This is a genomic window from Bacillota bacterium LX-D (genome assembly GCA_031628995.1).
GTDB lineage: Bacteria > Bacillota > DUOV01 > DUOV01 > Zhaonellaceae > JAVLUO01.
Map to the genome: position 1 here is coordinate 17,847 of JAVLUO010000007.1, position 13,857 is coordinate 31,703.

Genomic DNA, 13,857 nt, shown 5'->3' on the forward strand with positions numbered 1-13,857 from the left:
CTTCTCCTTAATTTTTAACTTATTTATTTACCCCTACCCGGCGAATATGTACTTGAGCTTGAACCTGAACTTCGGCTTGGGCAAATTCCTGAGGCCAATTTTTCTTCAGCTGTTTCCAAACCCCAGGATGGCGTTCCTCTAGTCTTCTGCCAAAACCAAAAACATCACCCTGGAATTGCTGCTGCATTTTTTGTACAGTCAATTTAATTTGTTTTTCAATAGCTCGATTAAATTCCCGCTCAGTATCTTTTAGATGTGCACTATTTAACACATGACTGGGATCTTGGTGTTCAACTAAAGTCCCTTCACCTGTAATCTCTATTCTAAAGGAAACTTTTTTTCCGTGAACAATAGGTATAATTCTGGAACTGGCTGAAGTAAGTTCTAGGACATCATTGCCCTTTACTCCGCCTGCACCCTTATTAGAAGTTTGTACTTTAATATTGCCTCCTTCAAATTTACCTGTTACTAAACGCACTCCTTGGGTTTCCATACCGCCTAACCAGCCAATGAGCTTATCTCCTTTAAAAAGTCCTGCTCCATTAAGCTTTGCTTCTCCTTTGCCGGCAATTATTCTGGGGATTAAATAAGTGCTATTTTCATGGAGGTTACGGGAAAGCTGGCTTAAAGTAATGGTAGGTGCAAAATGAGCTGTATAATCAGCATTGTTTTGCAAACTTGTTAAATAGGTGGCATTTACTCCTTCTAATTTAGGTTTAATGTCCAGCATTTCTTTAGCTGTACCAGGTGTAATATATACAGGTACCCTTTTTCTAATTTCGCTTTCCCGCAGAATAGAGTCAAAAGCACTTTTTAACCCGCCTTTGGCCAAATTTTGACCAATTAGTACAATTTGCACATGTTCCAAATAGGGAGCCCTATTTGACCTGGTAGAAGCCTCATTAAAAGTTTCGGCAATACTGCTGGCATTAGTAACTGTTAAATTCCAAAAGGGTAATTTATCTCCCCCGCCTTTTTCCTTGCCTGCTACCTGGCCTGGGGCAACAAGTTGAAAAGTAACCTGGTAGAATTTGCTCCCAGGCTCAGCTAAAGCCCCTTCCACTCCACTTGGAACTTCAGCTTTTTTGACGCTTTGATCTAAACCTAATCCTAAAACAATTCCTCTTTCATCAACTTCCCTTTGATCCCAGCAAGCAGTGCCCAAGGATATACTTACTAATATTAGAAGAGCTGTTAATATTTTTTTCATTTTTGCTTAGCCTCCTTAATATGTTTCAAGGCTAATAAAATCAGGATTTCAATATAAAAAGTCAATCCTAAACTAAAATCACCTACCACCTTTCCAAAGGTGCTAACTTCATCAATATTTTGGGGAGTCATGGCTATTAAATAAATAAAAGGGAGCAGTAAAAATACCCAACAGCGTAATTCTCCCAGACCTGTAAGATGGGTCAAAGTAGTTGCTGATAGAAAGTACACTGCAACAACTGTCGTAAAAACGGCTAAAATCCAAATACTTAGAATAATAATGTCAAAACGCTCAATAAAGGTACCGGGAACTTCAATTAACCTAACTAAATCTACAATGGGGAATAAAGAATTGCTTAGCTCTATGGGGCCAAAAACTGCTAAGGCAATCAAAAACATAGCTAAATAAATAATAATTACTAAAGCTTGTGCTCCTAAACAAGGTATTACAGCTTTCTCTGCTTTAGATAAATAAGGAATAAAAAAACCTATAATAGAATAACCTCCAAAAATACCATATCCTACAATACTTCCTTTAAAGATAGGAACAGCCCCTTGCTCAAATAGTGGTAATACCTCTTTAAAATTGGCCATAGGCAAAGCCATCAATAGTAAAAGTACAATTGGTATAATCAGTAAGGGAAAAAAGGTTTGCATCACCCGAAACATTGAGTTTACCCCGTGGCCAACAAGATAAGCACTAGTGAACAACATGGTTAAATTTATAACTTCTAAAGGTGTTTTTTCTAAAAAGTAAATTTTTAGCACATCTCCAAATTGCCTAACGGCCATTGCCGTAGACAGGAGGAAAAAAACCAAAAATACTATCCCAACGACAAAGCCTAGTTTCTTTCCTAATAACCGGCTGCTATATTCTAAAATATTTTCACTAGGAAAAGTCTTGCCTAGTAAAGTTAGACAATAAACTGCCAAGGCTGCGTCTGCCCCTGCTAGCAAAATTGACAGCCAACCATCACGAGCGGCTGCAGCAGCAAATACCGAAGGCATTGCTAATATGCCCCCCCCAATCATAATGGAAACTAATGCAATGGCAATTTGATTTGGATTGATTTTGTCTTGGGAAGTAAACATCTTACCACCCCCTACCTTCATCGGATTTTGGCTGACGAACAGTATCCTCAGCCCCTGTGGTTATTGGACGTGTTGTGAGCTTATGCAAAGGAGCCCTAATAAATAAATCTTTCCAATCTCTCACCTGATAAGGTATGGCTGGGGAAAGATAATCAACCCCAAATGTTTTAATGGAGGCTAGATGAATCTGCAGGATAATAAAACCCAACATTACACCATAAAATCCTAAAACAGCTGCAGCAATCATTAAAGGAAAGCGAATCAAGCGAATTCCAATTACCAAATTATAAGATGGGATTGTAAATGATGCTACCGCTGTTAGTGCTACTACAATTAACATAATGGGACTGGCCAAATTTGCTGAAACAGCCGCATCTCCGACAATAATACCCCCTACAATACCTACTGTTTGCCCAACAGGTTTTGGTAGCCGTGCCCCTGCTTCTCTAAACAATTCGAACGCCAATTCCATGATAATGGCCTGAACAATAGCAGGAAAAGGCACACCTTCTTTGGCAGCTGCAATAGCCAGCATTAGCTTCGCTGGGATTAGTCCGGGATGATAAGTAATTGTTGCAATAAATATAGCAGGAGCAAAAGCAGCTATATAAGCTCCTACTATTCGCAAAGATCTGGTAAAAGAGCCAATGATCCACCGCTCGTAGTAATCTTCCGGGCTCTGAAAAAATTGAGGAAAGGTAGCAGGAACCATTAGAACAAATGGAGTACCGTCCAAAAGGATTGCCACTCTTCCTTCCAGAAGAGCAGCCATCACTTTATCAGAACGCTCCGTATATTGAACCTGCGGAAAAGGAGAAAGGAAGTTATCTTCAATTAATTGTTCAATATAACCACTTTCTAAAGCACCATCAATTTCAATGCTATTTAATCTTTTTTTTGTTTCCTGCAAAACTTTTTGGTTGACAATTCCTTCTATGTAGGCTACAACTAAATCGCTTTGGGCTCTTGCCCCAATCCGCATTGCTTCCATCTTTAAATCTGGATTTTTTAAGCGGCGGCGTAACAATGCAGTATTGAAACGTATAGTTTCCGTAAAACCCTCTCGAGGTCCTCTGACTAAAGATTCTGTCTCCGGTTCCCCGATTCCACGGCTTGCCCAGCCTCGGGCACTAATGATTAAAGCTTGATCAATGCCGTCAACGAAAAGAATCGCATCTCCAGATAAAATGCCATGGATAAGTTCCCCAATTTGCCTATTTTCTTTGACTTCTCCAGCAGTCATGCCTCTTTCCTTAATTTTGCTTAAGATATGAGTTCCTACAATATGTTCTTCCCCTGCATGTACTTCCAATTCGGCAGTTTGGAGCATTAAAGCATTGAGGATTTGATTCTCAATAATATCCTTATTAACTAAACCATCAACATAAATAACTCCAGCCTTAATTCTGCTTAAACCTATTTCCATTTCACGGAAGACCACATCGCTGCAGTTTTTAAACTTTTCTTTAAAAACAGCCATATTTTCAGTAAAACTGCTGGTAAGATTCAACTTATCTATGGCACTACTGTTTGCTTTTTTAGTTATTAAAGGCTTTTTACTCATTCTTTTCGGTAAAAGCATTGTTATCACCAATTTTATTAGTATTTTGTAATAATTCTTTGTTTAGTCTTACAAAATGGCACTGCAATTATACCTGGATATGAGCAATGTTCTGGAATATTACTTTGCCTGCGAGCATAAAACAACATTAAAAGGAACAATTTCTACCATTGGGAGCTTAGAGGGGGGTTTAACGTGTATCCAAGCCGTAAACTTTTAGCAATGCCGGTTTTAAGCATTGAGGACGGAGAAATACTTGGCAAGGTTAAGGATATTGTTATTGATGCCAAGGCATTAAATATTGCAGCTTTAGTCTTGGAGCAAAAAGGTAATTGGTTTAAAGAAGCTAAAGTCATTACCTACGAACATATTAATACAATAGGAGATGACGCCATTACAGTAGTAAAAAGCAAATGTATCGAAAAAGCCAGTGCTCTTCCCCAAATTATGCAGTTGGTTCATAGTGGTATACCTATTATTGGCACAAGAGTATTAACAGAAAGTGGAAGTTTTTTAGGAACTGTAGATGAATTTTTGTTTGACCCAGCAACAGGACACATTACTTTGCTGGAAATTGCTGATAAACTTATGGACAATTTATTAAAAGGGAAGGCTTTTCTCTCCACGGATTTGCTTTCCACCGTAGGAAAGGATGCTATAATTGCCCAAAAAGGTGCTGAGAAAAATTTGGAAAGGCACGAGTCCAGCATTCAAGGAACCGTCAAAACCGTTAAAGAGGCAGGCTCGAAAATGTGGCAGCAAACTGTTACTAAAACTAAAAAGCTAGGGGAATCTCTCAAAAAATTAGGGATAGAAGAAGTTAAAAAACCCCATGCCGCCAAACAAAAATCGGTGGATGAGGTAAATAAAGATGAAAATGAAAATACCGTTAATTCAAGTAAGCCTAATTAAAAATTTTACTTACGGGTAAATCCTCATGAATCCGAATTATGGCTTCACCTAACAATGGTGCTACTGATAATACTTTAATTTTTTTAGGAATTTCTATTTTATCATTTAAAGGAATAGTATTAGTTACTACAACTTCTTTAATTACAGACTCGCCTAAACGGTCTAAAGCAGGCCCAGAGAATACAGGATGAGTACAGCCCACAAAAACTTCTTTTGCACCTCTGTCAATCATGGCTTGAGCTCCCTGGACAATTGTTCCTGCTGTATCAATAATATCATCTAACATAATAACGCTTTTGCCTTCAACGTCACCAATAATATTCATAATCTCGGCAACATTAGGCTTGGGTCTCCTTTTATCAATAATAGCAATACCTGCACCTAGACGCTGAGCTAAGTCTCTGGCACGAGTGACACCGCCTAAATCAGGAGAGACAACAACAACATTATCTAAATTTTTACCTAAATAAAATTCAGCTAAGATTGATACACAGGGGATGTGATCTACAGGTATATCAAAAAAACCTTGGATCGCATTGGCGTGCAGATCCATAGCTACTACACGTCTTGCTCCAGCTGCCGTTAGAAGATTGGCAACTAATTTAGCAGAAATCGGATCCCGTGCCCGAACTTTTCTTTCTTGTCTTGCATAACCATAATAAGGTATTACTGCTGTAATTCTCCTGGCGGAAGCCCGGCGCAAAGCATCAATCATGATTAAAAGTTCCATTAAATTATCATTGACAGGATTGCAAGTAGGTTGAATGACGTAAACGTCAGCACCCCGTACACTTTCATCAATAGCAATGCTAATTTCACCATCGCTAAAGCGTTTAACTTTTGCATCGCCTAAGGTAACTCCCATGTACTCTGCTATTTCTTCAGCCAAGCCCGGATTAGCATTGGCGGTAAACAGTTTTAATTTTTGTCTGGATGTGGACATTAGTATACCTCCATCTACACTTATAGGCTCTATTTTACACAATTCTGCTTAATTTGACAAACCTCTTTCTTTATTCTCTACTTTTTTTATTTTTTTTGCTTGTCCAATTTAAAATATTTTCCTGTTTACTTCTAGCTACCCCTAGGGAGCCAGCAGGAACATCTTTGGTTATTGTAGAGCCAGCAGCTACGTAGGCTTTCGATTCTACCTGAACAGGAGCAACTAAATTACTATTACTACCTATAAAGGAACCATCTCCAATAATTGTAGGCCACTTCTTTTCTCCATCGTAATTGCAAGTAATAGTTCCCGCTCCGATATTTACTTTCGTTCCAACCTGAGCATCCCCAATATAACTTAAGTGGAGTATTTTACTATTATTGCCTACGGAAACTTTTTTTAGTTCTACAAAATCGCCTATTTTTACATTTTGCCCTAGTTTGTTTCCTGGACGCAAATAGCTGTAGGGGCCGATTTGACACCCTTCCCCTAATTCACTTTCCACAACTGTAGATTGTTTGATTATAACTTCATTGGCAATTTGGCTATTAACAATTACGGTGTTGGGACCTATTTCACAGCCTTTCCCGATTTTGGTTTGACCCTGCAAGTAAGTATTTGGGTAGATAATAGTATCATTTTCTATTTGCACGGTTCCTTCGATGTACGTATGCTCAGGGTCAACAATTGTTACACCTTGCAGCATTAACTTTTGATTAATTCTAGACTTAACTAAAGCTTCGGCTTGAGCCAACTGGACTCTATCATTTATACCCATTATTTCAGCTGGATCATCTGTGGCCAAGGCTGCTATTTTTAAACCCTGCTTCTGTAAAAGTCCAATTACATCAGTTAAATAGTACTCTCCTTGAGCATTATTCGGCTTAATTTTGCTAAGTGCCTCTTTTAAATAGGTTGCGGCAAAGCAATAAGTTCCTGAATTTATTTCCTTAACCTCTAACTCTTCAGGAGTCCCGTCTTTTTGTTCCACGATTTTTAGAACTTCTTGGTCCTCGTTACGGATTATTCTTCCATAGCCAAAGGGCTCCGTTAAATAGGTTGTCAAAATAGTTGCCACAGCTTTTTCTTCTTCGTGCTTCTTCAGTAGTTTAGAAAGAGTTGCCGTAGATAGGAGAGGTGTGTCCCCGCAGACTACTAAAACAGTCTCAATTTCAGATGTTAAATACTCTACTGCCTGCAGTACGGCATGTCCCGTTCCTAGCTGTTCTTTTTGCCAAGCGTAAAACAAGTCTTCACCAAGGGCAGATTGCACCTGTTCTCCTCCATGACCAACAACTATTATTGTCTTCCCAACAATTTCATGACAAGCATCAACAACATGTTGAGCTAAATATTTTCCAGCAACCTTATGTAAAACTTTGGGCAATTGGGAACGCATCCTAGTTCCTTTTCCCGCAGCTAAAATAACAGCAGCAATTTTATTAAAATCTTCAACCACCACAAAAACCTCCATCTTCATCCAAGCTGACAAGAATGATTAATAATTTTCCCAAAGCTATTTTAACATATTATAAAAAAATAGAAAGTCTAATAAAAAAAAGCTGTCCTGCTTTTTTGCTCAGAACAGCTTGTTACCTTATAAAAATTTACTAATTAAATAGCTTCCTCATATGCTTTTAGTACGGCAGATTGGATAATTCCCCGGGCTGTAGAGGAGATAGGATGGGCAATATCTCTGTACTCCCCTTCAGGAGTTTTTCTGCTTGGCATAGCTACAAAAAGTCCGTTTTGGCCTTCAACAACTTTTACATCATGTACAACAAAAGCCTCGTCAAAAGTTACGGATACTACCGCTTTCATTTTTCCTTCTTGATTAATCTTTCTGATACGTACATCTGTAATATTCAACACAACCACCATCCCTTTCTGCTAGCTCAATGGCTGCTTCCTATTTGCCTAATTCGCCATTTGGTATTAAATTCCTTCTTTCTCTTCGTAAATTTTACCAATGTTCCCATATTCTTCGGAAATATTATTTTGCAGCCAGCTTCCTTGCTTTAAAACAATTTTCTTCTCTTTTTCATTGACTGACTCTAGTACTAAAAGGGATAAATAGTCATCCACCAACTTTTCTTCAGGCTCGGCAGTACTTACTAAAACACCTATTCCCAAAACTTCCGTCTTAAATTCTTCCATTAATTCTTTCATTCCTCGTGCCGTACCTCCGGCCCGCATAAAGTCATCGATTAATAGTACTTTAGATCCTGTAGGCAGAGAGCGCCGGGCTAAAGCCATTGTTCGTATTCGCCCAGTTGAACCTGAAATGTAATTGATGCTGACCGCAGAGCCTTCTGTAACTTTACTGTCATCTCTAATGATAACTAAGGGAACATTAAAAGCACGAGCTGTTGACATAGCCAAGGGAATACCTTTTGTTTCAATAGTTACAATATAGTCCGGTTCTAAATGATTATATACAGTGGCAAATATTTCTCCCACCATATTTGCATAATTAGGATTGAAAATAAGATCCGTCATATAAATATATCCGCCGGGTATTACTCTTTCCTTTTCGGTAAGTCTTTCTGCAAAGCTTTCTAAAAATTTTTTGATATTTTCCTCTCCTAAACGAGGAATTAATTTCACCCCGCCAGTTGCTCCAGCTATAGTTTGAATTTCTCCTAAATTATACACATTAAAAGTATCCTTAATGAGTGCTAAATCTTCACTTATCGTAGATTTGGCAGCACCTAATTCTTCCGTAAAATAGTTTAAAGGAAAAAGCTTCCGTGGATTTTCACTGAGAACTTTTGTAATTATAGCTATCCTTTGGCTCCTGCGCATAGACCGTCCCCCAATCCGTCATCAATCTAACCACATCAGCATATCTTTTCTTTAATCAAGGCTCTATACACTAATTCTAAATCGCTGGGTTTATCAACATCGATGCCGATTTCCGGATACTCGATGATTACAGCCCTGCCTTTTAATTTGAGAAGCTTGGAAAAACGTGCTTCTACTTCCCTAATGGTTAACAACTTTAGTAAAAATTTTACTATAAAAATTATTCCTATCTGCTTACATAAAGCAAAGGGACTTTTTCTTAATTTGACAAGTTCTGCTCCAATTGCAGCGGAGCCTGGCATAATCCTAGGGTTGAACAGAAAAATATTCCCACCTGTAAAAGTTCCTTCTTTTAAGGTAACATAGGTCCGCATTACATTGGGGTATCTTTGGTCATTTATTTTCTTAGGTATAATGGGATAAAATAAATCCGCATTCAGTGCAGCACATTTTTGCATAAATGCCTCAATGGCTTCAGGTGTCAAAAGGGGAATATCAGAAGTTACTGCTAAAACATGTCCAGGAGTACTTACCCTTTTTAGCCCTTTGCTTAAACTTTCAACTGCATCATCACCGGCCTCAACCAAAGTGATCCCTGGCTGCCCCTTGTAGTAGGCCTCTAGTTCCACTGGGCCGACAATAATAATGTTATTGACGTTGGAAGAACTTTTTAAGGCTTCTACAACATAATCAACCATAAGTCTTTTACCTATTGGAATTAGCGCTTCGTGGGCTGCCGGGCTGCACTCTTTAAGTGGGCCTTGATTTGGGCTTCCTGCTAACACAATAGCATCTACTTTCATTTAAGCACACCCCTTAAAAAATTTTTAAACAGCCTTACTTTGTCTTTTGCAGTGCCTCCAACATACTGTTTTCAGCACTCTCTATATGTTCCTGAGCCAACCTGCTGGCTAGAGCAACATTGCGGTCTGCAATAGCTTCCACAATTTTTTTGTGTTCTTCCAAAGCATTCTTCATTCGGCCTGGATAAGACAGAGTTTGGGAACGAAACCTTTGAATTTGTTCCCGTAAATTAGAAATAATTTGTACTAAACGTTCGTTTCTGCTGGCCTTATACAATACATCGTGAAATTCAGTATCCACGTTAATTAATGTTTCTAAATCATGGCTTTCGGCACTTTCGCTAACCTTAACTAGAATGCGTTGTAATTCCTCTAATTCCTCGTCAGTAATCCGCTCTGCAGCAAGCCCGGCAGCTAACGCCTCTAGTGCTGACCTAATTTCATAAACATCGGCAATGTCCTTGGAAGAAATATCTGCTACGTAAGCACCTTTTCTTGGCAGCATTACCACAAAGCCTTCCAATTCTAATTTGCGAATAGCTTCCCGCACCGGGGTGCGGCTAACTCCCATTTCTTCTGCCAGCTGTACTTCCATTAACCTTTCCCCCGGCTTCAGGCTTCCAGAAATAATTGCCTCTCGTAGTGCTTCGAAAACAATTTCTCTCAAGGGCATATAATTTTCAAGTTTAATAGGTGATAAACGTTGAGTCATCAATATTCCCCCTGTAAAAAAAAAATTTAGAACCCATAAGCTCAGATAGTGCTAGTAACATAAACCTGGGAATAATCGTTTTTAAGTAATAAAGCCATTCTTTGTGCCATGGTTTCGTCGTCAACTACGGCATAAACTGTTGGCCCGCTGCCACTCATTATAGCCTTTTTAGCACCTAAATCATATAATTTTTGTTTTATTTTTAGCACTTCTGGATATAGCTTACCTGTTATCAGCTCAAGATGGTTGCTTAAAGCAGCCACTACCCTATTTCTATCTCCCGTATAAATAGCTTCAAGAGCCTGGAAACTCTGTTCAGGCAACTTTTCCCCTAATTCGTCCCATCTTTGATATACTTCCTTCGTACTGACACCAAAATCCGGCTTAACTAAAACAAGCCATAATTTAGGTATCTTTGGCAAAAAGCGGAGTATTTCCCCTCTGCCTTGGGCTAAGATAGTACCTCCTATCAAACAGAAGGGCACATCAGAACCTAATTCAGCCCCTATGGTTATAAGATCTCCTATGGTCAAGCCTAGGTCCCAAAGAATATTTAAACCTAAAAGAGCTGCTGCCGCATCACTGCTGCCTCCGGCCAGACCTGCAGCCAAAGGAATATTCTTTTCAATTTTGATTGCTGCCCCTTTCTTAACACCAGTTTTGGACATTAACAACTCAGCACTTTTCATAACTAGGTTTGTTTGATCGTTAACCAGTTGAGGATCAGTTGCTGTTAAGGTCAAGGTACTGGCGGGAGCAAAAGACAATCTATCCTTTAAGGAAATAGACTGCATTACCATTTGCACTTCATGAAATCCATCAGGCCGGAGCCTAAATACATCTAAAGTTAGGTTTATTTTTGCATAAGCATTTATTGTTAAATTATCCAATATTATACCCCACAATTAAGTAATATTACACCTAAATTATTCCTAGAACTATTACAGAACTGGGAAAGTTCTCCCTCATCATATTACAACACAAATGCAAAAACTCCTTTTTCTTTCTGGAACTTAAAACAAAAAAGCGCCATTGCGCGTACTTTAGAATCAAAGTATAGTGGCTATGTGAAATAACCGCTATACTTTGCAACTCACTTTACAGTGGCCACTTAGTTTGCTGAAGCTGCCCTAGATGACGTTTTGGCTAAAGAGTCCCCAGCCCAACGAGCAATGCTTTGTAAAATAGGTTCTAATTCTTCATAAAATACTACCACTATATCGCCAGGCACACTATCCTTCAAAGCACATTCAAAGGCTGCTACTTCATTTAATTCAATATTTATACCTTGGACATGCTTTCCATTTCCTCCGCTCATAGCTCCTTTAAACAACAGTTGAGCTACTTCGCCAGGTTTTCTGCCTCGTAAATCCCGATCTTCTTTAATATATATCCATTGACAACATCTGGCGGCTACCTGTCCGGCTTTGCGGATAGTGGTGTCCAGCCTATCGCCTGGAATTCCAATAACTCCACGGATACAATTTCCTTGTAAACTCTGAACGAACTTAAATACTTCCTCCAGGCCTGCCGGGTTATGGCCATAATCGACAATTATCTTAACGCCTTTTATTTCATAAAATTCTAACCGTCCCGGATTATGCCATCTTTCTAAGCCAAAATTTCTTAAGGACTTGGCCATTTCTTCTACTTCAATGTTCAAAGCCCAGGCCGCACCTGTTGCTGCCAAGGCATTTTCTGTATTATAACTTGCTTGTCCATTAAAAGTTAAAGCTATTTCTTTGATTGGAAGTATTTTCTGAAAGTCCCTGCCTTGAGCAATACATACTTGCCCTTCGGAGACAAAAACTCCCTTACCGCCAATACCTAAGTGCCTGCGAACAATAATATTTTGGGGATGGCGACTAAAGTAGATAACTTGAGCTTTAGTTCTCCTTGCCATAGCTGCTACCAAAGGATCATCAGCATTTAAAATAGCATATCCTGTAGGCGGCAATGCTTCAACTACTAAGGATTTTAACATGGCTAAATCTTCTAAAGTATTAATATTATACTGGCCTAAATGATCCTCAGTGATATTTGTCACCACAGCCACTTGAGCTAAATCGTAGCCAAGGCCATTTCTCAACATTCCACCTCGAGCTGTTTCCAAAACAGCTGCTGTTACTCTGCTGTCTCGGAGAACGGTCTTGGCGCTAAGAGGCCCTGTATTATCCCCTTTTAAAATACATTTTTCATCTATATATATTCCGGTAGAAGTAGTATACCCAACTAAATGTCCATGTGTTTTTAACATATTGGCAATGAGCCTAGTGGTGGTTGTTTTTCCATTGGTGCCTGTTACCGCTACCACGGGAATACGTCCATCTTCTTCCGGCCCAAACATAGAATCCACTATGGCTTTGCCGGCATCCCTGGCAGTACCTTGAGAAGGAAAAAGGTGCATGCGGATGCCAGGAGCTGCATTTATTTCGATAATTGCGCCGCCTTGTTGCTCCATAGGTTGCCGTATATCAAGAGTAACCAAATCCACCCCCGCCACATCTAGTCCAATAGTGCTCACTGCTCTAAGTATTAGCTCAGCGTTTTCCGGATGAACTTCCTCTGTTACATCTACAGCAATCCCTCCACTGGAAATATTACAATTTTCCCGCAGGTTTATCCTTTCTCCCGGGGAGGGAATATAATCTAAAGTTAGGCCCCGCTTCGTAAGAACTAAAATTAGTTCAGGATCGATTTTAATTTTAGTTAAGGGTTTTTCATGGCCGAAGCCACGTCGAGGGTCTTCATTTATAATCTCAATTAATTTCCTAATGCTATTTTTTCCATCGCCAACTACAAAAGTTGGAATTCGTTCGGCAGCCGCAACTATTTTGTTGCCTACAACCAGTACACGATAATTCTTACCCTCAATATATTCTTCAATAAGTATTTTTTCGCTATAGTTTTTAGCAATTTGAAAAGCAGAAGTAATTTCCTGAGGGCTTTGAAGGTTTAGAGAAACACCTTTTCCTTGATTACCATTATATGGTTTTACCGTTACTCTTTTACCTATTTTCTTTGCTTGCAGCAATGCTTGGTCCAAACTTTTAGCGATATTACCCTTTGGCACAGGAATACCTGCCTCAGCCAACAAGTTTTTAGTCAGTAATTTATCACCAGCAATATCTACAGCAATACAAGATGTATTCTGGGTAATAGTTGCTTCTATTCTACGCTGTTTACTGCCATAACCTAGTTGCAGTAAACTGCCTTCTCCTAAAGGCAGTACAGGAATATTACGTTCCCTGCAAGCATCTACAATAGCTTGCGTGCTTGGTCCTAAAGAAAATTTTGCTTTTACTTTGTTCAACTTATTTAAACCATCTTCCAGCTTCCATGTTCGGCCATTTAGAACAGCATCTACTATACCCAGAGCCAGCTTTATCGCTAAAAAGCCAACTTCTTTAACTTCATATTCGAGTACAATTTGATATAACCCAGGTTCCTTTAATAACCTTGTTTGACCGTAAACTACTTTGCTTCCCACTAAGTATTGCAATTCAAGAGCAACATGTTCTACCACATGCCCAAGCAAAGTACCCTCTCTCAGCCTTTCTACAAAGCCTCCCGGCCTTCCCCGCGAACAATAATGTTCTCTCAGAGTAGGCACAATTTTTAATAAACCTTCTGTAAACTGCTGAAGTTCATTAGTATAACAATCACTATATTTTCCTAAATCTAGCTGGAGTACAATTACCGGATGCAGGCAGTACATATTCTTACCTTCAATTGCCCGCATGGATTTGATTTCCATGATGGATTGCAGTCCTCCTTAAGAGTTGTATATTATCTATATATAACAAGCAGTACTTAATCA

12 protein-coding genes are annotated in these 13,857 nt (G+C 39.1%); 1 reads left to right on the forward strand and 11 read right to left on the reverse strand.

Annotated features, from left to right (window positions below):
• Positions 1-19: 19 nt before the first annotated feature.
• From RDV78_07285 to RDV78_07295, 3 genes are read right to left on the reverse strand one after another with little or no spacing between them, the layout of a single operon-like run.
• Positions 20-1,210, reverse strand: coding sequence for a Ger(x)C family spore germination protein (locus RDV78_07285; protein ID MDS1030284.1), 1,191 nt, complete (start codon positions 1,208-1,210; stop codon positions 20-22).
• Entirely contained in the window at positions 1,207-2,301 is a 1,095-nt protein-coding gene (locus tag RDV78_07290) for an endospore germination permease (protein ID MDS1030285.1), read from the reverse strand. The genes RDV78_07285 and RDV78_07290 overlap by 4 nt, the downstream gene beginning before the upstream one ends.
• A gap of 1 nt (position 2,302) precedes the next feature.
• Entirely contained in the window at positions 2,303-3,883 is a 1,581-nt protein-coding gene (locus RDV78_07295) for a spore germination protein (protein MDS1030286.1), read from the reverse strand.
• A gap of 174 nt (positions 3,884-4,057) precedes the next feature.
• Between RDV78_07295 and RDV78_07300 the strand changes: the two genes are divergently transcribed.
• Positions 4,058-4,774 (forward strand): PRC-barrel domain-containing protein, encoded by a 717-nt coding sequence (locus RDV78_07300; GenBank protein ID MDS1030287.1) that lies wholly within the window; start codon positions 4,058-4,060, stop codon positions 4,772-4,774.
• Here RDV78_07300 and RDV78_07305 read toward each other — a convergent pair.
• The 8 genes from RDV78_07305 to cphA form a co-directional block, all read right to left on the reverse strand.
• Positions 4,767-5,717 carry a ribose-phosphate pyrophosphokinase gene (locus RDV78_07305; GenBank protein MDS1030288.1) on the reverse strand — a complete coding sequence of 317 codons (951 nt, stop codon included), beginning with the start codon at positions 5,715-5,717 and terminating at the stop codon, positions 4,767-4,769. The two genes, RDV78_07300 and RDV78_07305, sit on opposite strands and share 8 nt — an antisense overlap.
• A 70-nt stretch (positions 5,718-5,787) precedes the next feature.
• Positions 5,788-7,176 (reverse strand): bifunctional UDP-N-acetylglucosamine diphosphorylase/glucosamine-1-phosphate N-acetyltransferase GlmU, encoded by a 1,389-nt coding sequence (glmU, locus tag RDV78_07310; protein MDS1030289.1) that lies wholly within the window; start codon positions 7,174-7,176, stop codon positions 5,788-5,790.
• A 155-nt stretch (positions 7,177-7,331) separates the two neighbouring features.
• Positions 7,332-7,586 (reverse strand): septation regulator SpoVG, encoded by a 255-nt coding sequence (gene spoVG / locus RDV78_07315; GenBank protein ID MDS1030290.1) that lies wholly within the window; start codon positions 7,584-7,586, stop codon positions 7,332-7,334.
• A 66-nt stretch (positions 7,587-7,652) separates the two neighbouring features.
• Positions 7,653-8,522 (reverse strand): pur operon repressor, encoded by an 870-nt coding sequence (purR, locus tag RDV78_07320; GenBank protein MDS1030291.1) that lies wholly within the window; start codon positions 8,520-8,522, stop codon positions 7,653-7,655.
• 35 nt (positions 8,523-8,557) lie between these two features.
• Entirely contained in the window at positions 8,558-9,325 is a 768-nt protein-coding gene (locus RDV78_07325) for a nucleotidyltransferase family protein (protein MDS1030292.1), read from the reverse strand.
• 34 nt (positions 9,326-9,359) lie between these two features.
• Positions 9,360-10,037, reverse strand: a complete 678-nt coding sequence (locus RDV78_07330) for a GntR family transcriptional regulator (GenBank protein MDS1030293.1) — start codon at positions 10,035-10,037, stop codon at positions 9,360-9,362.
• A 41-nt stretch (positions 10,038-10,078) separates the two neighbouring features.
• Positions 10,079-10,927 carry a 4-(cytidine 5'-diphospho)-2-C-methyl-D-erythritol kinase gene (gene ispE / locus RDV78_07335; protein MDS1030294.1) on the reverse strand — a complete coding sequence of 283 codons (849 nt, stop codon included), beginning with the start codon at positions 10,925-10,927 and terminating at the stop codon, positions 10,079-10,081.
• Positions 10,928-11,148: 221 nt separating this feature from the next.
• Positions 11,149-13,794 (reverse strand): cyanophycin synthetase, encoded by a 2,646-nt coding sequence (gene cphA, locus RDV78_07340; GenBank protein ID MDS1030295.1) that lies wholly within the window; start codon positions 13,792-13,794, stop codon positions 11,149-11,151.
• Between the last annotated feature and the right edge of the window lie 63 nt (positions 13,795-13,857).